Below are 24138 nucleotides of genomic sequence, written 5' to 3' on the forward strand. Positions count from 1 at the left end.
GTTAGTATTACATTTTACCCAAGGCTTTTTCAAAGGCAATTTTCGAATTTAAAAGCGAGAGTGTTGAATTAATATATGCGGAATGCGAATCCAGGTACTGTTTTTCATTTTCAGATAATTCTGTACTTGTAGATATTCCTTCCTTAAATTTGATTTGTGTTCTATCGAAAATTCGTTTGGCAATTTTTAAGCCTTCGATATCATTTTCGTATTTTTCCTGAGCATTCAACAAGTTGGTAAAGGATAGAGTTACATCCATTTTAAGATTTTGTTGAGTCATTTCCTGTTGATTTTCCAGCTTCATAAAATTGATTTTCTCTTGCTTAATTTTTGAACGCTTTTGGCCTGCCGAAAAAATCGGCATTTTTAATTGAAATCCAAGAACTGATGATTTAAACCAGGGAACATCAGATCTGAATACATTGGTATAATCTGAACTGGTGTTTTTACCATAGTTGTAAAAGGCCGAAATAGTTGGTAAATAAGCCGCTTTTTCATTTTTTATAATCAATTCCTGCGCTTTTAATTGGGTTTCAATAATTCTGAAATCAATATGATCAGACATATTAAAATTCGAAATTACAGGCGATTCTGTTCTAATAGGATCAACCAGTTCTTCCAGGCTATTGGTCAACTCAATTTTTTCATCAATTTCGATCCCTAAGCCAAATTTTAATATAATTAGGGAGGTTTGAATAGCTCTTTTGGCATCTGCTAATTGATTTTTATTTGTATTGAGCATCAGGCGAATTTGATCTACATCCAATTCTTCTCTAAAACCATTTTGGTGATACGCATCAGTTTCGGTTAGGAGTTTCTGATTAATTTCGAGATTTTCCTGAACGGTTTTGTAATTTTCTTCGGCAACCAAAACGGTAAAGTAGGCTTGAGACACAGTATTTTTAATCTCAATTTCTGATTTCTCTTTTTGATTCTGAGAAAGTTGTACAAAAACTTTGGCAGCCATGGTTCCAACAATGTAAGATCCGTCGAAAATTTTCTGACTAACACTAACTGAAGCAGAGCTGGTATATCGCTGACCAAATTTAATTGGAGTATAAGTTCCTGGTGTGCCTCCAAAAAATTCAGAAGGAAGCAAGGAAACAGATAAATTTAGATTATTGTTGTAATCAAGAGCTGCGTCAATTTGAGGCAAACCATCTGCAATTGTTTCCCAAACCTTTTTTCTGGCCACTTGTAAATCATATTCGGTTGCTTTTACCGAGTACGAATTCTCCAAAGCATACTGTTGTGCTTCGGCTAAGGTAAGTTTTAAGTTGGATTCAGTTTGTGCTTTTGCGGGAGTACCGAGTCCAATAAAAATCACCATTAATGCTGGTAGGATGTTTTTCATTGTATTATTTAAATTTATTTTTAAAATATTCAATTCCTTTATTTGTACAAATACCATAAAGATGATAGAGTGTCAATTCTCGGTGGATATCAATATTAAATACTTCTTCCATTGAAAAAACCTGATATTCGGTTGTACCAAGATTCAAGTAGAACCCAACCAAATTCTTACTAATGAAATCAATATTTAATTCCGGTCGGTATAAGCCTTCGTCAATTCCCTTTTGCAGATTATAAAGTAATTCTCGTTGAAATAGTTTAATCTTTTCATCTTTAAAATTATTCCAAATCTCCGGGTAGTATTTTTTTAGATCATAGTCCAGAGAATCACATTTTTTAAGAATTTTTTCGTTAATAAAACTAAAAAACTCAAAATACTGGTCGAGTGCGTTTAAATTGATTATTTGATCAGATTTAAAGGAAAACTGAGGATTCTTAATATCCCATTCGCAGGCTTCATTTATTAATTCATTTTTGTTGGTGAAATAATTGTACAATGTTTTTTTAGACATGCCCATTTTTGAAGCAATGTCATCCATACTTATGCTTTTTATACCATATTGGAAAAATAATGTCCAGCTGGCAGTAATGATATTTATTTTTTGCTCATTCATTATGCAAATATAAATCAATAAAAAACTGCAGAAACTTTTTTTGTATTAAAAGTTTCCTTTTGATGATTAAATCTTGTTAACACTAAAGTCATTTTAATTTTATAGGTTTAATATTGCAACAATAAAAATATAGATCTTGTTTTATTTCAGATCAACTTATTAGGTAACTCTTCATATTTTATCGGTAAAAGGATTGAGACAAGCTATTTTACAGGAAGGACTCTTTGTATTTGTGAACTAAATACTAAAACGTGAATTTTGTGGTTATTAAAGGAAAGATGATTTGTATGAAAAATTTAATAGGATTTTTTTTGTTGTTTATTGCTGGTAACAGTATCGCACAAGTTTCCTTGGTTGGAGGAGAACGTATTGATTATTTCAGCAGTTGGACTGAACGGGGAGCTAAAGTGGTTCCCTCGGGGGAAATACATCTAAGTGCATTGGCTGTAAGCAGATATGGGAATTATCCCAAAACGGAAATTAATTCTCAGTTATTACTATTTCCATTTGCTCCTAATATTGGAGTAAAACATGAATGGTTCGGACAAAACACAATTGTTTCGACCCAACACAGCTTGTATTATCCAACGCTTGGTCTTAAATGGGCACGAAGTAGTGGATTTCAAGATCAAATCCCTAAGTCGGCAGTAGTTCCGCATATTTTTACCTTTAGAAATGAATTAATTGTTAGTCATATAATTAATCCCCAGCCTAAAGATTGTTTTATTAAACTTCCCGATTTAGTACTTACAGGAAGGCTTGGTTTTGATTTTTCGTTAACATCAGGAGACTCTCAGTTGCCATTGCTCGATTATCATTTTTTATATCACAGAACAGCATCCTATTACAACAGCCAAAAGCTTTATTTTGCAGGAGTAGAATTGGATGGGAATGTTTACCGGAATTTTAACTTTTCGATCAATGCAGATTATTATTCTATCGATTTTAATGGCGAATGGGCTGCTGAGAGTCAGGGGAAAATTCATTGGCACCGCGATAGTAAATTTTCTGTTTCGGGAGGGTATAAATTATACTACCTGAACACCAATTACGGGTCTCAGTTTTTAGCGATGCCGGTTATCGATTTTGTCTTTAAATTGAATCATACAACCCGTCTTCAGAATGGTTTATTTAAAAAATAGAAGAGGGTGTCCAAAAAGTAAAGTTTCACTTGAAAACGTCATGTTGAGCGAAGTCGAAACATCTGTTTTTCAAAGTAAAGATTCTTCGACAGGCTCAGAATGACAATAAGATTGAACTTTTTGGACACCCTCTTCTATTTTTATTCGTGATACAAACTAGTGTACAAATATCTTTTTATATTTCTTTTGGGAGTTTTTTTAAATTCCTCGGGAAATACTATGACCCGTGATATTTTCATATAGGCAGGAAAGCTTTTGTTTAAAATTTGCTTGTCTTTATTAAGTGCCTCTTCAATTTCGTCTTTGTTTAATCCTTCCGCATCACAAGCTTCGTAATCCGGATAGATCAGTGCAATTAGCTTGTGATCTTTATCATCAGTAACAATTGATTCCTGAATAAACGGCATATTATTTAAGCATGCTTCAATTTCTTCCGGATAGATATTCTGTCCGGATGGACCAAGCAGCATATTCTTACATCTGCCTTTGATGTATATGTTATCGTCTTTATCAATGATTCCAAGATCACCTGTTCCCAACCAACCGTCCTTATCAAGAGCTTCTTTTGTCGCTTCAGAATTTTTGTAGTAGCCTTTCATTACGTTGGAGCCCTTCACCTGAATTTCACCAACAATATTAAACGGATCGTCAGATTTGATTCTAACCTGCATGCGATCAACTACTTTCCCACAGGAATGTGCACGAAATTTACTGTTTGGACTATAACTAATTAATGGACCACACTCCGTCATTCCGTAACCAACAGAAAATGGAAATTCTATTTTTAGAAGAAAATCTTCCACTTCTTTGCTTAAGGCCGCGCCTCCAATAATCACTTCGATAAATTTCCCGCCAAAGGTTTCTGTGAGTGAATTTCGAATCTTTTTGTAAATTTTCTTTTCCAGTAATGGAATCTTAAGCATCAGTTTCACTCTTCTGCTTTCCAATACAGGCAATATTCTTTTTTTATAGATTTTCTCCATTATAAGAGGAACCAAACAGATTAACCGAGGTTGTACTTCCTGAAAGGCTTTGGTTATTATTTGAGGAGTTGGCACTCTTGAGAGAAATATAACATGACAACCACAACAGAATTCGGTGAGGAATTCGAACATACAGCCGAATACATGTGCCAATGGCAAAAATGAAACGATCTTGTCCTGAGGACGGAAATCCATATAATCGAAGCCGATTTGTATATTCGAATACAGAGACTCATAGGCCAGCATTACTCCTTTCGAAAATCCGGATGTTCCTGATGTATACGATAAAACTGCAATATCTTCATCTTTAGGATTGGCGTAATCCAGTTTGTTTTTATCAACCCTATTTTTTAGTGATTCTGCATTGGCTTTTTCAACTGATTTTTTCAATTTGTCGCACGATGAACAAAAAACGTTATAATCCTCCAATGAAATAATACCTTTCAGTTTTTCAATTTTTGAATCATCAATTTTATTGAAAATATTTTCGGTCGTAAAAAGTAATGTAGATTCGGAATGGTTAACAATGTGATGAATATCGCTGGAATTAAAATCGGGGAGAATGGGTACAATTACAGCTCCATAAGTTATGGTTCCCAAATAAGTAACGGCCCAATTGTTTAAATTACGACCAATAACTGCAATTTTGTCTCCTTTTTTTATTCCTAACTCTTTAAAAAGAAGATGCATCCAATGTATTCTTTGAGCAACTTCCTGATAAGTTAAGGTGTCTTTTTGGTAATTGGTAAATGCTGGTTGCTCCCAGTTTTTATGTATGGTTTTTCGAATCTTTTCGATTAACTTATTCTCAATCATATACTTACTGATTATTTGAAGGCCTTAAAGATACTAATCTTGACAAAAAATCATAATCATACTTGTATTAAATTCCTTTGTGATATAAATAAGTGTCATTAAATCAATCGTTTGCACAACTGCCTTATTGTTGAAAAAAAAAGGTATTTCAGTTTATTAAGAGAATAAATATCCAGTTTGTCTTACGATTTTGACTGATTATTTACTTAATAAGACCATAATTGAATCCAATTTTATATTTTTGTAAACTTATTATCTCATTAACCAGTAATATAAAATGGAACAGAAAAGAATTAAGATCAAAAAGCTGTTGATTTCAAATGAAGTTGGCAGTGAAGTAAATGTGAAAGGTTGGGTTAGAACCAAGCGTGGAAATAAGCAAATTAATTTTATCGCTTTAAATGATGGTTCTACTATTAATAATCTTCAGATCGTTGTTGATGTTCCAAATTTTAATGAGGATTTATTAAAGAAAATTTCTACCGGGGCAGCAATTTCTGTTGTTGGAGAGGTTATCGCATCGCAGGGAAGCGGACAAAGTGTTGAGATTTCTGCTACAAAAATTGAGGTTTTAGGTGTTGCCGACCCCGAAAAATACCCACTTCAACCAAAGAAACATTCTTTGGAATTTTTGAGAGAAAAAGCGCATTTACGTTTTCGTACCAGTACATTTAGTGCGGTTTTCCGTATTCGCCATGCAATGGCTTTTGCGGTGCACGAATTCTTTAATAAAAAAGGCTTTTTCTATATGCATACGCCGCTTATTACAGGTTCGGATGCTGAAGGTGCCGGTGAAATGTTTAGAGTAAGTACTTTGGATGCTAAAAATCCACCTTTAAACGAGGATGGAAGCATTAATTATAAGGAAGATTTCTTCGGGAAGGAAACGAATCTTACAGTTTCCGGTCAGTTGGAAGGTGAATTGGGAGCAATGGCTTTGGGAGAAATTTATACTTTTGGTCCTACATTCCGGGCTGAAAATTCAAATACAACCCGTCATCTGGCAGAGTTCTGGATGATAGAACCTGAAATGGCTTTCTATGATATCACCGATAACATGGATTTGGCCGAAGAGTTTTTAAAGTATATGATTAAATATGCTTTGGATAACTGTATGGAAGATCTTGAATTTTTGAGTAAGAGATTAAAAGAAGAGGAAAAAGGGAAAAAAGCAGATGAACAATCAATGGAATTGATTGAGAAATTGAAATTTGTTTTGGAGAACGACTTTGTTCGTTTAACTTATACTGAGGCAATTGATATTCTTCGTAACTCTCAGCCCAATAAAAAGAAGAAATTCCAATATTTGATTGATGGTTGGGGAGCTGATCTGCAGTCGGAGCATGAGAGATATCTGGTAGAGAAGAAATTCATGAAACCGGTTATCTTGATTGATTATCCAAAGGAGATTAAATCTTTCTATATGAAACAAAATGAGGATGGAAAAACTGTAGCTGCTATGGATATTCTATTCCCGGGAATTGGTGAGATTATTGGAGGATCGCAGCGTGAGGAAGATTTGGATAAATTGGTGACCCGTATGAAAGAAATGGGTATACCTGCTGAAGATATGGATTGGTATTTAGATACCAGAAGATTCGGAACAGCTACTCATAGTGGTTTTGGATTAGGATTTGAAAGAATGATGTTGTTTGTTACCGGAATGGGTAATATCCGCGACGTAATTCCTTTCCCAAGAACTCCAAAAAATGCTGAGTTTTAAGAGGGTAAAAATCAAATGATATTGAAAACCGTATTGCATATGTAGTACGGTTTTTTTGTGCTCTAAATTATGAATGTTGAAATTGAAATTTGGGGTTTTATTGGATGTTTTATCCTGATAAGGCAAAGCCTGACAGAATTATTTATAAAAAAAACGATGAACTAAGCTACTTATTTTGAGCTTTTTGAGTACACCTGTTATGCTTAAGATTTTGATACTTACCACTTATGGCTTGAAAATTGTACTTGAGTGATGATCTTCTTGTAAGTTCACAAGAGAATATGTACCTTGCTTCATTCAAAAAAAAGAACGGAATCAGTATGCTAAAGCAAAGTTTACAGCAAAAGTTATTACAGAAATTATCGCCTCAGCAAATTCAGGTGATAAAATTGTTGGAGCTTCCAACTTTGCAGCTTGAAGAGCGAATTAAAAAGGAGTTGGAAGAGAATCCTGTTCTGGAAGAAGGAAATAATGAAGAGGATTATCAGGATGATAATCAATCTGATGAAGCTCCGGAGAAAGACAAGGATCAGGAAGAATTTTCTTTGGAAGATTATATGAATGATGAAGATACTCCATCTTATAAACTTTCTGCACAAAATTATTCGCAGGATGACAAGCACGAAGAAATCCCTTTTTCGGGAGGAACAACTTTTCATGAATTGCTGATATCACAATTGGGATTGCGCATTCTTACTCCAGAAAAATATGCTTTAACGGAATATCTGATTGGAAATATTGATGAAGACGGATACCTGCGAAGAGAGATTGAAAGTATTGTGGATGACTTGGCTTTTTCGATGGGAGTTGAAACTTCTTATGAAGAATTAGTGGAATTGTTACGGGTAATCCAGGATTTTGATCCGGCAGGAGTTGGTGCACGCGACTTGCAGGAGTGCTTGCTTCTTCAGATTGAACGCAAAGGGAAATTTAATCCAGATGTAAAATTAGCTAAGCTGATTCTGAAAAAGAATTTTGAAGAGTTTACCAAAAAGCACTACGATAAAATTCAGAAGAGAGTTGGCGCAAGTGATGAAGATTTTAAATGTGCTGTTGACGAAATTTTAAAGTTAAATCCAAAACCGGGAAGCACATTCAATAACCCATTAGATAAAGCATCGCCTACTATTATTCCCGATTTTATATTGGAAGAAGAAGATGGTGATTTGTTGCTTAGTTTGAATTCACGAAATGTTCCCGAACTGCATATTAGCAGAGCTTATTCCGAGATGCTCGAGGATTATTCCGGCAATAAGAAAAATCAGTCACGAGAGAATAAAGACGCTGTTATGTTTGTGAAGCAAAAGCTTGATTCTGCAAAATGGTTTATTGATGCAATTAAACAAAGACAAAATACATTGTTGATAAGTATGAACGCGATTATTGATTTTCAGCGGGAATATTTTCTGGAAGGTGATGAACGTAAACTCAGACCAATGATTTTGAAAGATATTGCTGAAATAACAGGGCTGGATATTTCAACTATATCACGGGTATCAAATTCGAAATACATACAAACTCATTTTGGTATTTTTTCCTTAAAATATTTCTTCTCAGAAGGTTTGCAAACCGATTCGGGAGAAGAGGTTTCGACTCGTGAGATAAAGAAGATATTACAGGAGTGTATTGATAATGAGGACAAGAAGAAGCCATTAACTGATGATAAGTTAGCCGTTATTTTAAAGGAAAAATCGTATCTGATAGCCAGGCGTACTGTAGCTAAATACAGGGAACAATTAAATATTCCTGTGGCCAGATTAAGAAAAGAATTATAAATTTTGTTAAAGAATAAACGAGTTGGTGCAAAGACAATTATCTTTGCACCTTTGTTTTGTTAAAGGGCTTGGATAAATGATGTAATCTTTTTCCACATTTTCTATTCTGCATTTTAAATCTACTATTATGAATTTCGCTCGAATAATATCAGGAGTGGCACACCCAATGTTAATGCCATTAATTTCTGTTTTTGTTATATTTCATTCAGGAACCTATCTTGACTTTGCACCCCATCAATTGGTACGTGTAATTTATATGATTGTAGTAATTTCAACAGTATTACTTCCCTTAAGTATTTTGCCTTTACTGAAGAATCAGAATATCATTTCAGATATTGGTTTGGAAAAACGTCAGGAAAGGCTCATTCACTTAGTATTAACACTACTATTTTACTTTTTAGGCTATTACATGTTGCTTAAATTTCCAATCACAAGGATCGTTGCTAATTTACAACTGGCTGCTATTATTTCTATCCTTATAGTTACTCTTATCTCACTAAAATGGAAAATTAGTTTGCATATGGCAGGTATTGGGGGCTTTTTAGGAATGGTAATTGCGTTTACCATACTTTATTCCAGTTCTCTAAAACTTGTATTTATGGTGGGGATTATTTTTGCCGGATTAATAGCATATTCCCGGTTAAAATTAAACCTGCATACTCCATCTCAGGTTTACGCAGGTTTTATAGTTGGTTTAGTAACAATCTGTTCTTGTATGCTGCTAATATAAAATTCTATTATTTATTGGTGCAACAACCACAAATCCGGTGTTTTATTCAATTTCCGTAAGCGAATCAGTTCTTTTACTGCAGTTTCTTTTTTATTAAATGATTGCATTATAACGCGGAACTTGCCGTTTTGTTCCATTACAATACTTGGATATCCTTTTTGGTACAATTTATCTTTAAAATTTTTAGCCTGACTAAAATTATTGTAGCTGGCGGCTACAATGTGATAATCAAAAGAATTCCTGTTTTCAGCAATTTGCTCACTTGTAAATTTTGGATCTGGTTTGTTTGGTTCAGGTGTTAATTCAGGAATCAATCGTTTTGCTGTCTGTTCTACAACCTTACCTTTTTCAATCGGAGTTATTGTTTTTTTATCTTTACATCCGGAAAAAAGAAGAAATACAAGAATTAAAAAGAAGTTAAATTTTACCATTTCGATTTCAAGTTTCAAATCATCGTTTAATATAAAGCCAGTTTTCTTTATGCTCCTCAGATGCTCTAGCCGATTTTAGTTCCTGAAAAGCAAGAGTTCGATCTGAAAAAGCTTTATAAGAAACCCTGTGAAAACCATTTGCAGCTTCAATAATTTCAGAATTATAACCATCCTTGGTTAATTTTTGCTGCAAACGTTCCGCATTTTTCATATTTTGAAAACTAGCTAAAATTAAAAAATATTTGTTCGGAACCTGTTCAACTACAGGTTTAAGTTTCTTTTTAGCTACTACGGGTTCTGCCTTGGTTTCAGTTTTTGATGATTCTTTTTTTGCCTCCACCTTTTCAGCAACTTCTTTTTTTACGGGAGTCTTTTTTTCATCCTTGCAGGCCGAGACACCAACTGAAAGAATAAGTGAAGCAATAAATACGGTTTTAATATATCTTCTCATAAGGGTAGGATTAATATTATAGTAACAAATTTACAATTTTATTAATGATTTCAATAATACTTCGTTTATTTGTTATTTCATTAGTGTCAGATCAACCTTATTCAAATCGGGCTTTGATTCCTGTCATTTCATGAAAACACGAATATTTTGCCAAAACACTAATATAAGTATGAATTTTTGATTAAAAAAAGGATTCTTAAGTCATGCTTCGTGAAATATATTAAATTACAAAACAATTAAAAAATAAATGTATGAAGACAATCGCGTTGGTTGCTCACAATGAAAAGAAGAGTGTGATGCTTGCCTGGGTAAAAAGGCATAAGGATGAGCTTAAAAAGCATAAATTAATAGGGACTACAAATACATCAGAATTATTAAATTCTGTTTTGGATCTTGAGGTTAAAGGTTTTGGTCATGGTCCTAATGGTGGAGATATTCTTTTAGCTGCTCAGATATTGGAAGGCAAGGTAGATGAAGTAATTTTCTTAATTGATGCTGAAACACCGCACGGACATGAGCATGATATTCAAACTTTAATAAGAACATGCGTAATAAATAATGTGCCAATGGCCTTAAATGTGGCTACTGCAGATTATTTGGTAAAACTTAATCAATCAGAGGCATAAAAGTGTTAACGTTAAATTAACACAAAGATAATGTTTGTGAAATATTAGCGTCTCCATGTGTTTGTATGTTTGCGGGGAATTTACGAACTTATAACATGGAGAACTTTTACTTAATTATTGTAGTAGTGCTTTTTGCACTGGCTATTTCTGACCTTATTGTTGGGGTTAGTAATGATGCCGTTAATTTCTTAAACTCTGCATTTGGCTCCAAGGCAGCCCCGCGTTGGGCGATTTTAGCGATTGCCAGTCTTGGAGTTTTGGTTGGAGCTACTTTTTCCAGTGGAATGATGGAAGTTGCCCGTAAAGGGATATTTCATCCCGACCAATTCTATTTTGCAGAAATCATGATCATTTTTATTGCGGTAATGCTAACGGATATCATTCTGTTGGATTTTTACAATACCGTAGGTTTGCCAACCTCAACAACCGTATCGATTGTATTCGAATTACTGGGTGCTGCCGTGGCTGTGGCCGTTGTAAAGATCATGAACTCTTCTGATCAAACAATGCTTGACTTAGGAAGTTATATTAATTCGGCAAAAGCATTGGCGATTATTACAGGTATCCTGTTGAGTGTGGTAATAGCTTTTTTCTCAGGTGCTCTTGTGCAGTACGTTAGCCGTTTGATTTTTACTTATAAATTTGAAAAAACATTTAAGTATTTCGGAGCACTTTTTGGTGGGTTTGCAATTACTGCAATTACCTATTTCATTTTAATAAAAGGAGCCAAGGGGTCTTCTTTTATAACGAAAGAAACTCTTAGCTGGATAAAAGAAAACACACTAACAATTATTTTGGTTTGTTTTGTAGGTTGGACAGTAGTTCTGCAGGCTTTGGTGTGGTTTGTCCGTTTAAACATCCTAAAAGTAATTGTTTTGGTCGGAACCTTTGCTTTGGCAATGGCTTTTGCGGGTAACGATTTGGTAAACTTTATTGGAGTTCCGTTGGCGGGTTTCAAATCGTTTCAGGCATTTATCGCCAATCCAGGTACAGATGCTTACGGAATGACAATGGAAATTTTAAACGACAAGGTGAAAACAGAGACTTATCTGTTGATTATTGCCGGTTTAATAATGACAATTACTCTTTGGTTTTCTAAAAAAGCCAGAACAGTTACCGAAACTGAAATAGGATTGAGTAATCAGAATGAAGGCGAGGAAAAATTTGGATCATCCTTTTTTGCCCGTCTTTTGGTTAGACGTTCTTTGTCTGCAAATAGTAGCTTAAAAAGTATATTACCTGTTAAGTTTCAGGAGGGGATTCAAAAACGATTTGCCAAGCCTTCAGCTCCGGCAGGTATCGATAAAAAGGATGTACCTGCTTTTGATATGATTCGTGCTTCGGTAAACCTTACTGTTGCAAGTATCTTAATTTCTATAGGTACATCTCTAAAATTACCTTTGTCTACAACCTATGTTACATTTATGGTTGCAATGGGTTCTTCACTTTCCGATAGAGCATGGGACAGAGATTCTGCAGTTTACCGAATTACAGGAGTACTTACCGTAATAGGTGGTTGGTTTTTTACAGCATTTTTTGCTTTTACCGCAGCTTTTATTTTCGCAAGTTTAATTAATTGGCTTGGTGGATACGCGATCATTGGTTTATTAGTTGTAGCTGTTGCATTTGTTGTGCGGTCACATGTATTCCATAAACGCAAATCGAAGGGGCAAGACTCTGCCGAAGAAATTGACGAAGAAGATGCTTCTATTATTAGTAAAGGAGAGATTCTTGAACAGCTTACTCATGCAGTGTCGGTTGTAACTACTAAGATTCCTAAGGTTTATGCTAAAATTGTTAACGGTTTGGCTTTTGAAGAACGTGGTACTCTTAAAGAATCTCTAAAAAAAGTAAGGAAGCTCGACAAGGAAGCTAAATCACTGAAAGATCAGGTTCCTTTTGTTGTTCAGAAACTTTCTGAGGACAGTATAACAACAGGACCATTTTACGTTCAATTGCTTGATTACTTAAGAGAAATTGCTCACTCGATTAATTTTATTGCTGAGCCTGCTTTCGATTATGTGGATAACAATCATAAATCATTGGTTCCTGAACAAATCAATGAGTTAAATATAATTCAAACAAAGCTTGAGGATTTCTTCAAAACCATAAACCGTTTGTTAAATGACAATAATTATGATTTAAATCAAATCGAAAAAGCTTTTGGAAAGCAAAAAGATTTACTGTCATCTTTAAGTAAGTTTAGAAAAGAGCAAATTAAAAGAATTAAGGCTGAGAAGGTTGGAACCAGAAATTCGGTTCTTTATTTGGGAATTATTAATGAAACCAAAAACCTTGTGCTTTATTCCGGAAATCTTTTGAAAGCATCCCGCGATTTTACAACGACAAATGGCGTGATCGATCTAACAAATGACGATTTGTAATTAGACTATTATTCAAATTAATATAGAAAGGGTATCCGATTTTTTTGGATACCCTTTTGTTTATTTTATTTTTCGCTCGAGAATGCCTTCCACATCAAAATATTTTTCAAATTCTTTTGTATGTGTTTCAATATACTCTTTAAAACTTTTCGAGTTGGGAAATACCTTGTTAAACTGATCTTTTGATAAAAAGAAGACTTTGTAGCGATTCCCGGCAATTGGCTTGTAACGATAAATCATAAAACCCTTATCGCTGTCTGCACCAATAAATTGCATATTAAAATAAACATTTTCGTTTACTTCCGACGAAAACATTCTAATGTTGATAATCGATTCAATATTCTTCGTTGAGTCTGCAATTTCTTTTAATTGAACAAGGTACTCTGTATCATTAAAAGGAATCACTTCGATATAACCCGATGCTTCTTCTTTTTTATTCTCGGAACTAAGAATCCATTCTCCCAATAAACTTTTTTCGATTACAGAATTCCCCGAAGGCGATATTGGTACTTTCGATTCATAATGATTACAAGAAGTCAAAACTAAAATTCCCAATAGTAGTAACAGCACTTGTTTTTTCATAACTCAATGGTATTTAATGAAGAAGTTCGAACAGTTTTTCCATTCCAACGCTCGCCTTTTCTCTAATATAAGTAATATTTCTGTTTGATCGCATTAATGGCTGATTTGGATCGATGACATAAACAGCTGTTTTATTTGGAATATAGTCGATTAAACCTGCTGCCGGATACACATTTAATGACGTTCCAACAATCACAAAAACATCCGCTTTACTAACAATAGCCACCGCTTCGCCAATTGCCGGAACACTTTCGCCAAACCATACAATATGAGGCCTCAATGGTGAACCTTTTTCACAAGTGTCGTTTAAAGTTAGTTCCCAATGATCCAGATCATAAATTAATTCAGAATCAACTGTACTTCTTGCCTTTTTTAACTCACCGTGAAGATGCAATACATTTGAACTTCCGGCTCGTTCATGCAAATCATCAACATTCTGAGTAACAATTTCAACCTCATAATGTTTTTCAAGTTCCGCAATAAGCAAATGTCCCTTATTGGGAAAACAATCAAATAACAGTTTACGGCGCTCGTTGTAAAATTGATGCACTAAATGCGGATTTTTTTTCCAGGCATGCGGACTGGCAACTTCCATTACATCGTATTGGTCCCAAACACCACCCATGTCTCGAAATGTTCGGATACCACTTTCAGCACTCATGCCGGCACCACTTAACACAACCAATTTTTTCATACAATAAATAGATCTTTTCGACTCAATTTAGTTATAAAATAAGATCGTTCAAAATTTATCAATTCGGGCAATTATCTCTTTAAACGAATTAAGCAAGTATGAGCATATCTATTTTGCTAACTTTTTAAAATCACTCCCCAAAAATCTGTCGGTTTGCTTGCCTTTTACCATATGGTAATCGAAATAATAAAATTTTGCGTCGCCGGCACCAATAAGCATTTTAAAACATCTGGCCTTGTTTTTTGTTTTTTCGGGGCCAACTTTATGCAAAAAGATAATATCGTTGTTCTTATTTCGAATGGCTTCCTCAATTTCATTGGCTTCTACCAATTTCACTTTGCCAGAATATATCTTTCGTATTTTAGCTGCGGAATTAATGTCGTCATTCATTTCATTCTTTAGCAAATAGAGAGTTTTGTCTTTAGTTTCGGAACTGTTTTTATTGTAGTATTTCAGTATGTTTTCAGATATAATGTCAGGATTTTTAGTCACCAGTGCAATATGATTTTGCATAAACAGAACCAAAGAGGTGAGTTTATAAATGTAACTTTCTTCATCAACCTGCACATACGATAATGGGATTGAACACAGGTCAGGCATATCACCAATAACATTTGCCTGTCCTCCCAAAAGCAGACTTAAAAAATTGTATTTGGCCTTGGTTTTGTCTTTATTAAAAGTAACAATACTTGTTACTAAAAATGAATACTTAGGATTGAATCGTTGTTTTTCGAATTCTGCGTTCGAAATAAATTCATACTTGGTAATCGTCCAGTTTTGTTTAACCGCTTCTTTTATCTTGTCATTAAAATCGGAAAACAGATTATCTTCCAAAACCACAAGTGTTTTTGTGTTGTGAAATCTATTGTAGTCAGATGCGCTTGGCAAGTGTTCTTGTGAGAATGACTGGATTCCTGCCAGACAAATTGCGATTGTTATAATGATTCTATTCATGGTTTTACATCTTGATAATGTGTTGATTTTCTTGTTCTTTTATGGTTTTAATACAATTCAAGTATTGAATTTAATCAAAAAAATTATGTCCATCAAAATGTAGAACGAATTGTTGTTGGTATTATTTTCGATCCCGGAAGAATTTTCAAGAGAATGATTGCATGGTTTTTCTAATTGGGTTTAATTTAGAATTTCTAAAATCTGCCGATCTTTCCATTTTTATCAATCTTGTTTCCTATTTTTGTTGCTATGATTGATCAGTCAACAGTTGCACGAATTTTCGACTCAGCCGAAATTACCGAAGTAGTTTCCGATTTCGTGACTCTAAAAAAAAGAGGCGTTAATTTTCTGGGATTGTGTCCTTTTCATAACGAAAAGTCGCCATCCTTTACCGTTTCTCCTGCCAAAGGCATTTACAAGTGCTTTGGTTGTGGAAAAGGTGGAAATTCCGTGAACTTTATTATGGAGCATGAGCATCTCGATTATGTAGGTGCATTAAAATATCTGGCAAAAAAATACCACATCGAGGTTGTTGAAAAAGAGCTTTCGCCCGAACAGGAACGACAAAAGAATGATCGGGAGAGTATGATGATTGTAAATTCTTTTGCTCAAAAATCATTTACCCAGAATTTGTATGAGCATGCTCAAGGCATGGCCATAGGAATGGGATACATGCGGGAACGCGGATTTCGAGATGACATTATCAAGAAGTTTCAGGTAGGTTATTGTTTAGAAGCTTGGGATGCTTTTTCGAATCATGCTCTTGATTGTGGTTATAAAAAGGAGTATCTGGTGAAAACCGGATTAAGCATCGAAAAAGAAAACCGATTGCTCGATCGCTTTCGCGGAAGGGTTATTTTTCCGATTCACGGAATTGCAGGCCGTGTTCAGGCATTTGGTGGTAGAATACTTAAAAATGATGCCAAAGCAGCCAAATATTTAAATTCCCCCGAATCAGAAGTATATCACAAAAGCCGGATTTTGTATGGAATTTTTCAAGCCAAGAAATCCATTGTTCAGAACGAAAAGTGTTTTTTAGTTGAAGGATACACCGATGTACTTTCATTCCATCAGGCTGGAATCGAGAATGTTGTTGCTTCATCGGGAACGGCTCTTACTGCCGACCAAATACGTCTCATAAAAAGATTCACCAATAATATTACCATTATATACGATGGCGATGCCGCAGGTATTAAAGCTTCACTTCGGGGAATCGATCTAGTATTGGAACAGGAAGTAAACGTAAAAGTTTTACTATTGCCGCAAGGCGAAGATCCTGATTCATTTTCACGAACCATGGGTGCCAGTGAATTAAAGGAATATATCGAGAAGAATGAGAGTGATTTTATTGTTTTCAAAACCAATTTGCTTCTAAAAGACGCAAAAGATGATCCGGTAAAAAGAGCCAATCTCATTATTGATATTGTGCGTTCCATAGCCATAATTCCCGACGGTATTGTTCGGGCAGTTTATGTGCGGGAGTGCAGTAATATACTAAATGTAGATGAAAGAGTATTGTATACCGAAATCAATAAAATAATTCATAGAGTAAAAGAAGATAGCTGGAAGAATGAACAAAGATCCAATTTACCGGAAGATCAGACTACAGATAAGTTGTCGGAGAATTCTGCATTTCTGCGTTCAGCAAATGAATGCGATTTGGAGGAACGGGCATTGATTCGAATATTGCTCAATTTTGGAAGTGAAATTCTCTATAGTCAGAAAGACGAAGCAGGAAATGAGGAGCAGTTGTTGGTTGGACAGTATATTATTACAGAGCTCTCCAATGATGAACTGGAATCAGTCAATCCATTGTATCAATTGGTATTCGATCAGTACGGTGAAAATATGGAAAAGGAAGCTTTCAATACAAAAACCTTCTTTCGTGATCTTCCCAACGAAAAAGTAAATCAGTTAGCTGCCGATATTCTTAGTGAACCCCATCAATTAAGTGGTTTGTGGACTCGTAATGAAAGCGTTGTTGAATCAGAGGAAATGAAACTGAAAGAGATCGTTCCTAAATTGGTGAATGAATACAAAGGGAAAAAGGTTCGCTTGTTAATGAAGGAAGTTATGCAGGAAATGCAGAAGGCTCAGGATACCGGTAATGCCGATCGAATGATGGAACTGATGAAGCAAAAAATGGTGCTCGATCAAATTAAAAATGCGATTTCAAAAGAACTGGGAAATCGAACCATATCATAGAATCTAATAAAACACATATATATGAAGACCATATTTATTGAATCCAAAGAGCAAATCGACGAAATTATCAACTCATGCGATACCTGCTTTTTGGGAGTCGTCGATCCGGAAAACAAACCATATGTTATTCCTATGAACTTTGGCTTTCACGATAATTATATTTATTTACACGGAGCAGGCTTTGGAAAACTAATAGATTGTTTAAAATTGAACCCGGAAGCATGTGTTACTTTTTGTACACCTCCAGTTTTGGCTTATCAGGATGTTCACATGGCATGCAGTTACCGCATGAAAGGAAAAAGTGTTGTGGCACGTGGCCCTATCGAGTTCATTATCGATATGGATCAAAAAGTTGATGCGCTGAACATTACCATGGCTAATTATACAGATCACAAATTTACCTACAACACGCCAGCCGTTCGTAATGTAGAAGTATACCGTTTGAAAATTGACGAAATTACCGCTAAGGAATTTGGTGCGCCGCATGGCAACAATTTCCCCTGGCAAATGAAACGAGACAATAAAGAATCTTAAAAAGACCTATAATACAGCAAGCCTTCTCATCTCGGGGAGGCTTTTTTTTTGTTTAGGGCGTTTCCCTCATAAATTCGGGTCAGGCTTTCCGTTCCTACTCCTCGCTTTACTCTTCTCTTATATAGCAGCAAGTAAATTAATCAACTTGCCTCTTCCAATTTCTCAAATGATTTTATACAGCGCTGTGGGGTATCCACTTCAATCCTTAACGCAATAATATACAATTTGCTCAACTTGGCACATTTGACAGTTGTAATTTGTTTCTCATAAGCATATATTTGCTTATTAACAAAATAACATGTGATTTGTGCTTGTTTCACTATTACAGTGCAAAATAGATGATTCAAATAAACATATTTAAATAATATTATTTGTAAATACTTAACATTTAATCGATTATGAGAAAATTAATTTTTGCATTCTTATTTCTTTCCTTTGTTTTTGCAGCTTGCGATAATGGAAGTGATAAGAATTTAGATGATTTAAAAAAAGAAAATCAAGAGTTGAAAGATGCGCTTGCTGCCAGCTCTAAAATTACCAATGTAGAATTTACAGCATCTGAAATGATATTAACCTATACTAATGGGTTAAAGTTGACAACTTCCATACCAGATGTATTAAGAGGTGAAGATGGTACTACGCCAAAAATTGGAGAGAATGGAAATTGGTGGATTGGTACTACTGACACTGGAGTTCTTGCACAAGGACAAAATGGTGCCGATGGCACTGATGGATCTGACGGTACAGATGGAAGTTCTCCAATTATTGGCGAGAATGGAAATTGGTGGATAGGCGATACCGACACAAATGTTGCTGCTACGGGAGCTTCTGGTGTTGCTGGTGTAGGAATTCAATCAATAAGTTTCGATCAGTCAACAGGAGTAATGACCATCACCTTAACAAATGGAACTGAATCAAAATTTGTTATCGACAACAAAGATGGAAGCTTGGCAGCATACATCATGGAAGATTTAAATGGAAAGTATTTGGTGAAAAGCATTACCATGGGAGATATTCCATACGCTGAGTTTGAATATAACGATGATCACCAAATTACTAAATTGACTTCTTATTCGGCTAATGGGTATCAAACCTTTAAAAGGTTCGAAGTTGAAAAAGAGTATGCAGATGGGAAGCCAGGTAAAGTGCTTACCAGACGTTTTGCAACAGAAAAAACTACAAAATATAGTGATGAAGAGTATATAAATACAATAACCAAGTATGTTGAGTTCGATGAAGATAAAGGAGAATGGTTTTTGAGTGAGGAGTATGGAAGAATATACTATTATAGCTTCCGTAATAAAACTAATGGTAAATTTAAATACTATAGATATATTGCAGTTAAAGATGATCGATTGTATAACGAGATATCAGAAAATTATGATGGTACATATAGAGTTTATTATTATCAATCTAGTGTAAAGGTTTATAATGAAGAAACAAGTACTGATGATTACTATTATTATTACGATGTTTTTGATGAGTGTTATGTATATGAAAATAGTCAGGACTATTGGGAAAAATCGGTGAAAATTTCTGATAATGAATTTAAAATATATAATCAAGGCACTGACTATTTCAATGTTAATGGAAGTAGTGATTATCGGGAATATTATCATTTGGTAAGTACTAGAACTATTAAAGGAGAATTTAATATTGGAGAATTAATGAGTGAAACCTATTCTGATTTTGTTTATGATTCAAGTAATAAAGTTGAAAAAATCTATGAAAGCCAAGAAGAAGGTGTAGAAGCAACCTCATACATTCGAAATTCTTATAATGGGGATAATTTAGCCAAAACAGAACGTTTTAATAAAGATGGTGATAGTTGGGTGAAAGAAGCTAAGTATTCAACCTATCAATACAACTCACAGAATTTATTAACTCAAGCCATCGAACACGATGCGGAAGGAAATGAGAAAGTAATTTCTAAAATTGAGTACGATCAGGAGGGTAATCCTATTGAGATATTCAAATACTATAGTGAACAGGTTGGTCGTTACGGAATAGTTAATCCAGAAACTGGAATCAGAGAGTATCAGGATGTTGTAGTCGCTGAAGCTGGCTTGTATTCTTACGCTAAATTGGAATACAATTATACCATGAAAAATTTCTTTGGAAATACGATTGCTGGTTTATTCCCAGAATTGTATGGATTTAATTTTAACAATTCCTTGAAAAGCGGGACTTTTTCAAATTCTATAAATGCAGGTGCTATAGAGTACAAGAATTTCAATGATGGGGGTTATCCTCAAATAATGGAATTTATTGGATCGGGAGATGATGATTCATCATTCATTGGTCAATTAAAAATTGAATACATCAAAATTGAAGATTAACTTTTATTAAAATAGATATTGATTCGCCGCAAACACTGTGGCGAATCAATATTTGAGTTTAAAAGAAAAATTAAATTATTAATATCTTCGGTGGCTGCTTCAGTAATAAATTGAAGCAGCCATTTTATCTTCTGCCACATGTCTCAATTTTTACGACTGAATTTATTGATTTCAGTTTTGCTTGTACTTATACAACCTTCGTTTGCTCAAATGTCAATTAAAGGGATTGTTGTGGATCAATCAAGTGGTTTGCCAATCGAACGGGTAAGTTTAAGTGGTTTATCGGTAAATAAAAATGCTGTAACCAAAACGAATGGAGTATTTTTAATCGAAAATGTTCAAACGGATTCGGTGTTATTTGCAATTCGTCATGTATCGTATCGTGCAGATACTTTATGGATTAGTGCGAATACGGAAAATTTAATTATTGAGCTTGCTCCTTTGGTAATTAAATTGGACAACATTAGCGTATCAGCTATGGCGCAAAGAAAAAGTAAAAGACCGGTTGATAATGTAATATTGGGAATAAAGGAAATTGAAGCTTTACCAATCCAACTTGGCGAAGTAGATGTTTTGAAAGCATTAGAAGTTCAGCCAGGAGTCTTTAGAACCAGTGAATTGAGTTCGGCAATAAATGTAAGAGGTGGATCTGGTGGACACAATAGTTTTTTGCTAGACGGGCAAACCATATTTAATCCGAATCATCTATTGGGCTTTATGAGTACATTCAATGCTGATTTAATAGAAGGGGTTGAAATGAGCAAAAGTGGTTATCATCCAAATTTGGGAGGTAGTTTATCTTCATTTATCCAGATATACAATAGAATTGGTAACACCGATCAATATAAAGGCAAAATAGGAATTGGATTACTGTCTTCCAGGTTAATGATAGAAGGACCTCTAAAAAAAAATAAATCATCGATAATAATTGGTGCTCGCAAGTCTTATTTCGACCTTTTCACAAAAACCTATAATAGAATTCATGAAGGGAAAATTGATTTTACTCCTCTTCCGGAATATAGTTATAATGATATTCAGTTTAAACTTCATTCGAGTTTAGGCCGCAAAAGTTTTATTGAATTTATTGGTTTTAATAGCTCCGATAAATTGGATTTGATAAAAGAGAGCAGTAAAAAACTAAACACTGGTTGGAGCAATAAATTTTTGGCACTTCACTTAAAATACTATCCTTCAGGCAAAAATTATTTTAGTTTTAATTCAGGAGTTAGCTCTTATTCGTTTGATTTGGATAGAGATTTTAATAGTCATTTGTTAATGCGTAGTGATATTTATCGTTGGAACAATTCTTTTAATTGGGAAAGGGAGTTTTCTAAAGTATTAAATATTTCAAGTGGATTATTTTTTGATCGAACCTGGTATAGGCATAACAACAGGAAACTAGAGAACCAATTACTGCTTGAAGAACAAAGTGAAAAGCTTCAATCAATATATACAGGAGCGTATATTCAATCGGAAATAAATTTGTCTTCCACAGTCAGGTTTGATTTGGGATTAAGGCTAAATAGTTTCTTTCAAGACAAATGGTTTTTGAAACCTGCTCCCCGATTAGTTTTGGCTTATGCAAAAAATGATTTACGAATCAACCTTACATATGCCCGGACTTATCAGTTTGATCATTTGATTACAGCATATGGCATGAATTTGCCTAACGATATTTGGTACCCATCTGGCAGCGATTTTCCGGAAGAGAGCTCTGATCAGGTGACTATAGGAGCTAAAAAGAAGTTCAATAAAATTTTACAGGGCGGTATTTCTTTGTTTTACCGAAAAATGAATCATCAGTTCGATTATAAGGAAGGAGCAGATATAGTATTCGAAAGTGTAAGTGAGCAAATACTTATAGGAAAAGGTGAGGCCAAAGGAATAGAGGCTAATTTCAATTTATCCTTAGGTAATATAGCGAGTGATATTAACTATACTTTGGCAGACACATGGCGAAAAACAGATGGTATTAATAATGGACAGAAATATCATCCTTCATTTGATATTACCCATAATGTTAATGCATCGTTTCAATACAAGATAAAAGCAAATTTGTCTTTTTGTGCATCTTGGTTTTTTGCTTCAGCTCAATATATCACTTATCCCCAAGGATTAATGTTGGTTCAAGGATTTGGAAATGACATTGCAAAACAAAATTTGGTTCCTTTGTATGGGAAGAGAAATAATGTTCAAATGCCTTCAACTCATCGTCTTGATTTGTCCTTAAATTATTCAAAGGAGCATTCAAAGGGGCGGTCTGCAATAAGTATAGGTGTGTATAATGTTTACAACAAGGCAAATCCATATTTCGTTTATTTTGATACAGAGAAATCAGAAATAAATTCAACCCGAATAATACCTAAACAAAAATCAATGATTCCATTTTTACCCAGTTTTAATTACAGCTATGAATTTTAATCGAAGACAAATGCGTAGTGCTTTTATATGGACAGTATTGATTGTGATCACCCAAACGCTGCTATCATGCATGCTCAAAGATGATGTAGATATTGAATTCCCGGATGTAGAAAGCCAAATGATGCTTGAATGTTATTTATGTCCGGAGGAAAATTATGAGTTGACATTTATGGAAACGAATAAGCTTAGTGAAGATCTAATTCTTCAGCTCAATTGGAATGCAGATATCACTATTAGATCCTATCATGACACTATTTCCCTTTTTAATATTTTGAATATAGAGAAAGAAACGGGGTATGTATTCAATTACGGTACTCCATCAATTGTACCGAATAATGAGAGCGGAACTTACTATCTGGATGTTGTTACAGAATCTGGCATTAAAATTACAGCTCAAACGAATATTGTATCTCCTGTTAAAATTAGTGAAATACAGCTTAAAGATAAAAATCTAAGTGTTCTTTTCACAGCAGATACTGATTCAACTCAACGGTATTATTCTTTGTTAGTGGAAGGATATCTGGATGGTGAATATACAAAAGTAAGAGACTATATAAATGCAAGTAAAACAAATGAGAATGAAATTACTTATTCGGTTAAAGCGAGTTTTTATAAATGGGAATCAATAAAAGTAAAGTTATTTCATATTACTATGGATAACTATCATTTTCAAATGTCAGCGAAAAATGCCTTAGCCGCTAATATGGATCCATTTTCTGTTCCAGAGGAGATTAAGTCAAATGTAAGTGGCGCAAAAGGGGTATTTACGTACTTTACTGTAGATTCTTTACAGATTAAATAGTTTAGTAGTTCGCATATTTCTGATTTCGATTTTCATTAACAATACTTCACGTGGTATTACAAATACCAGTCATATCTTTATTTCAAAGATTAAAGTAGTTTTATTTTATCGGGTTATAAAATGCTTGTAATTTGGAACACCATCAGGAATCATTCACTCATTTACTTTTCATCAAAAATTATTCAATCAGGTTATCAATGAGTTAAGATAATGTTTAGAAATACTTTCCAAATGCATTAGGAATTAGGAAAAATAATCATTTATCTTTGCACCGCTTTCAAGGGAAAGTGTCCGGTGTTTAGAGTGATTTGGGGAGTAATTTTTTTATCACAGGAACGGGCTTTATTTTTTTTGAAATTTTTTCACTTAGGGATTAGGATTTATTAAAATAAATGATTTATCTTTGCACCCGCTTTCGGAGCTAACGAGCTTGTGAGTCACCAGGAAACTTGGGGATTACAGCGAAATTACCCTGAAAAAAAAGTTGAAAAAAGATTTGCAGATTAGGAATTAAATTCTTTATCTTTGCACTCGCTTTCAGAGACAGAAACGACTGTCTTACAGAGAATGAAATTTTAG

19 protein-coding genes are annotated in these 24138 nt (G+C 34.3%); 11 read left to right on the forward strand and 8 right to left on the reverse strand.

Annotation, left to right across the window (positions count from 1 at the left end; genetic code table 11):
• Positions 1–7: 7 nt before the first annotated feature.
• Entirely contained in the window at positions 8–1354 is a 1347-nt protein-coding gene (locus BZG01_RS17645) for a TolC family protein (RefSeq protein WP_180327378.1), read from the reverse strand.
• A 4-nt stretch (positions 1355–1358) separates the two neighbouring features.
• A complete protein-coding gene (locus tag BZG01_RS17650; protein WP_101311168.1) occupies positions 1359–1967 on the reverse strand; it encodes a TetR/AcrR family transcriptional regulator in 609 nt (202 codons plus the stop codon).
• Positions 1968–2254: 287 nt separating this feature from the next.
• Between BZG01_RS17650 and BZG01_RS17655 the strand changes: the two genes are divergently transcribed.
• Complete coding sequence (locus tag BZG01_RS17655; protein ID WP_143470939.1) at positions 2255–3109, forward strand: hypothetical protein; 855 nt, start codon at positions 2255–2257, stop codon at positions 3107–3109.
• Positions 3110–3249: 140 nt separating this feature from the next.
• Here BZG01_RS17655 and BZG01_RS17660 read toward each other — a convergent pair whose 3' ends face one another.
• Positions 3250–4908, reverse strand: coding sequence for an AMP-binding protein (locus BZG01_RS17660; protein ID WP_101311170.1), 1659 nt, complete (start codon positions 4906–4908; stop codon positions 3250–3252).
• A 277-nt stretch (positions 4909–5185) separates the two neighbouring features.
• Here BZG01_RS17660 and asnS point away from each other — a divergent pair, with 277 nt between their 5' ends.
• The 3 genes from asnS to BZG01_RS17675 all read left to right on the forward strand — a co-directional run bounded on the left by asnS (position 5186) and on the right by BZG01_RS17675 (position 9136).
• A complete protein-coding gene (gene asnS / locus BZG01_RS17665; protein WP_101311171.1) occupies positions 5186–6631 on the forward strand; it encodes an asparagine--tRNA ligase in 1446 nt (481 codons plus the stop codon).
• A gap of 320 nt (positions 6632–6951) precedes the next feature.
• Complete coding sequence (rpoN, locus tag BZG01_RS17670; RefSeq protein WP_101311186.1) at positions 6952–8406, forward strand: RNA polymerase factor sigma-54; 1455 nt, start codon at positions 6952–6954, stop codon at positions 8404–8406.
• Positions 8407–8533: 127 nt separating this feature from the next.
• Positions 8534–9136, forward strand: coding sequence for a phosphatase PAP2 family protein (locus BZG01_RS17675; protein WP_101311172.1), 603 nt, complete (start codon positions 8534–8536; stop codon positions 9134–9136).
• Positions 9137–9147: 11 nt separating this feature from the next.
• On the opposite strand, the gene BZG01_RS17680 is transcribed toward BZG01_RS17675, so the two are convergent.
• Both BZG01_RS17680 and BZG01_RS17685 read right to left on the reverse strand, forming a co-directional pair.
• Positions 9148–9567 (reverse strand): SPOR domain-containing protein, encoded by a 420-nt coding sequence (locus tag BZG01_RS17680; RefSeq protein WP_101311173.1) that lies wholly within the window; start codon positions 9565–9567, stop codon positions 9148–9150.
• A gap of 19 nt (positions 9568–9586) precedes the next feature.
• Positions 9587–10018 (reverse strand): SPOR domain-containing protein, encoded by a 432-nt coding sequence (locus BZG01_RS17685; RefSeq protein ID WP_101311174.1) that lies wholly within the window; start codon positions 10016–10018, stop codon positions 9587–9589.
• Positions 10019–10269: 251 nt separating this feature from the next.
• Here BZG01_RS17685 and BZG01_RS17690 point away from each other — a divergent pair, with 251 nt between their 5' ends.
• Both BZG01_RS17690 and BZG01_RS17695 read left to right on the forward strand, forming a co-directional pair.
• On the forward strand, positions 10270–10644 hold the full coding sequence (locus BZG01_RS17690) for a methylglyoxal synthase (RefSeq protein ID WP_101311175.1): 375 nt from the start codon (positions 10270–10272) through the stop codon (positions 10642–10644).
• Positions 10645–10739: 95 nt separating this feature from the next.
• Positions 10740–13028: an inorganic phosphate transporter gene (locus BZG01_RS17695; RefSeq protein ID WP_101311176.1), complete on the forward strand. Its 2289-nt coding sequence runs from the start codon at positions 10740–10742 to the stop codon at positions 13026–13028.
• Between the two features lie 60 nt (positions 13029–13088).
• Here the strand turns inward: BZG01_RS17695 and BZG01_RS17700 are convergent, their stop codons facing one another.
• From BZG01_RS17700 to BZG01_RS17710, 3 genes are all read right to left on the reverse strand, one after another.
• Positions 13089–13610 carry a hypothetical protein gene (locus BZG01_RS17700; protein ID WP_101311177.1) on the reverse strand — a complete coding sequence of 174 codons (522 nt, stop codon included), beginning with the start codon at positions 13608–13610 and terminating at the stop codon, positions 13089–13091.
• Between the two features lie 13 nt (positions 13611–13623).
• On the reverse strand, positions 13624–14304 hold the full coding sequence (locus BZG01_RS17705) for an SIR2 family NAD-dependent protein deacylase (protein ID WP_101311178.1): 681 nt from the start codon (positions 14302–14304) through the stop codon (positions 13624–13626).
• 108 nt (positions 14305–14412) lie between these two features.
• Positions 14413–15258 (reverse strand): hypothetical protein, encoded by an 846-nt coding sequence (locus BZG01_RS17710; protein WP_101311179.1) that lies wholly within the window; start codon positions 15256–15258, stop codon positions 14413–14415.
• A gap of 249 nt (positions 15259–15507) precedes the next feature.
• On the opposite strand from BZG01_RS17710, the gene dnaG reads away from it, so the two are divergent.
• The 5 genes from dnaG to BZG01_RS17740 all read left to right on the forward strand — a co-directional run bounded on the left by dnaG (position 15508) and on the right by BZG01_RS17740 (position 23559).
• Positions 15508–17463 (forward strand): DNA primase, encoded by a 1956-nt coding sequence (dnaG, locus tag BZG01_RS17715; RefSeq protein ID WP_101311180.1) that lies wholly within the window; start codon positions 15508–15510, stop codon positions 17461–17463.
• 21 nt (positions 17464–17484) lie between these two features.
• Entirely contained in the window at positions 17485–17997 is a 513-nt protein-coding gene (locus BZG01_RS17720; RefSeq protein WP_101311181.1) for a pyridoxamine 5'-phosphate oxidase family protein, read from the forward strand.
• 398 nt (positions 17998–18395) lie between these two features.
• Positions 18396–20336 carry a hypothetical protein gene (locus BZG01_RS17730; protein ID WP_101311183.1) on the forward strand — a complete coding sequence of 647 codons (1941 nt, stop codon included), beginning with the start codon at positions 18396–18398 and terminating at the stop codon, positions 20334–20336.
• A gap of 138 nt (positions 20337–20474) precedes the next feature.
• The gene (locus BZG01_RS17735) at positions 20475–22757 is read left to right on the forward strand and encodes a TonB-dependent receptor (RefSeq protein ID WP_101311184.1); all 2283 of its coding nucleotides are present in this window, start codon (positions 20475–20477) and stop codon (positions 22755–22757) included.
• A complete protein-coding gene (locus tag BZG01_RS17740; RefSeq protein ID WP_101311185.1) occupies positions 22747–23559 on the forward strand; it encodes a DUF4249 family protein in 813 nt (270 codons plus the stop codon). The genes BZG01_RS17735 and BZG01_RS17740 overlap by 11 nt, the downstream gene beginning before the upstream one ends.
• The last annotated feature ends 579 nt before the right edge of the window (positions 23560–24138 follow it).

It is taken from the genome of Labilibaculum manganireducens, assembly GCF_002843385.1.
In the GTDB taxonomy this organism is placed as follows: Bacteria; Bacteroidota; Bacteroidia; order Bacteroidales; family Marinifilaceae; genus Labilibaculum; species Labilibaculum manganireducens.

Coding starts and splice junctions, on each gene's coding strand:
- BZG01_RS17645 (WP_180327378.1), bottom strand. CDS start 1,354: ATGAAAAACATCCTACCAGCATTAATGGTGATTTTTATTGGACTCGGT.
- BZG01_RS17650 (WP_101311168.1), bottom strand. CDS start 1,967: ATGAATGAGCAAAAAATAAATATCATTACTGCCAGCTGGACATTATTT.
- BZG01_RS17655 (WP_143470939.1), top strand. CDS start 2,255: ATGAAAAATTTAATAGGATTTTTTTTGTTGTTTATTGCTGGTAACAGT.
- BZG01_RS17660 (WP_101311170.1), bottom strand. CDS start 4,908: ATGATTGAGAATAAGTTAATCGAAAAGATTCGAAAAACCATACATAAA.
- asnS (WP_101311171.1), top strand. CDS start 5,186: ATGGAACAGAAAAGAATTAAGATCAAAAAGCTGTTGATTTCAAATGAA.
- rpoN (WP_101311186.1), top strand. CDS start 6,952: ATGCTAAAGCAAAGTTTACAGCAAAAGTTATTACAGAAATTATCGCCT.
- BZG01_RS17675 (WP_101311172.1), top strand. CDS start 8,534: ATGAATTTCGCTCGAATAATATCAGGAGTGGCACACCCAATGTTAATG.
- BZG01_RS17680 (WP_101311173.1), bottom strand. CDS start 9,567: ATGGTAAAATTTAACTTCTTTTTAATTCTTGTATTTCTTCTTTTTTCC.
- BZG01_RS17685 (WP_101311174.1), bottom strand. CDS start 10,018: ATGAGAAGATATATTAAAACCGTATTTATTGCTTCACTTATTCTTTCA.
- BZG01_RS17690 (WP_101311175.1), top strand. CDS start 10,270: ATGAAGACAATCGCGTTGGTTGCTCACAATGAAAAGAAGAGTGTGATG.
- BZG01_RS17695 (WP_101311176.1), top strand. CDS start 10,740: ATGGAGAACTTTTACTTAATTATTGTAGTAGTGCTTTTTGCACTGGCT.
- BZG01_RS17700 (WP_101311177.1), bottom strand. CDS start 13,610: ATGAAAAAACAAGTGCTGTTACTACTATTGGGAATTTTAGTTTTGACT.
- BZG01_RS17705 (WP_101311178.1), bottom strand. CDS start 14,304: ATGAAAAAATTGGTTGTGTTAAGTGGTGCCGGCATGAGTGCTGAAAGT.
- BZG01_RS17710 (WP_101311179.1), bottom strand. CDS start 15,258: ATGAATAGAATCATTATAACAATCGCAATTTGTCTGGCAGGAATCCAG.
- dnaG (WP_101311180.1), top strand. CDS start 15,508: ATGATTGATCAGTCAACAGTTGCACGAATTTTCGACTCAGCCGAAATT.
- BZG01_RS17720 (WP_101311181.1), top strand. CDS start 17,485: ATGAAGACCATATTTATTGAATCCAAAGAGCAAATCGACGAAATTATC.
- BZG01_RS17730 (WP_101311183.1), top strand. CDS start 18,396: ATGAGAAAATTAATTTTTGCATTCTTATTTCTTTCCTTTGTTTTTGCA.
- BZG01_RS17735 (WP_101311184.1), top strand. CDS start 20,475: ATGTCTCAATTTTTACGACTGAATTTATTGATTTCAGTTTTGCTTGTA.
- BZG01_RS17740 (WP_101311185.1), top strand. CDS start 22,747: ATGAATTTTAATCGAAGACAAATGCGTAGTGCTTTTATATGGACAGTA.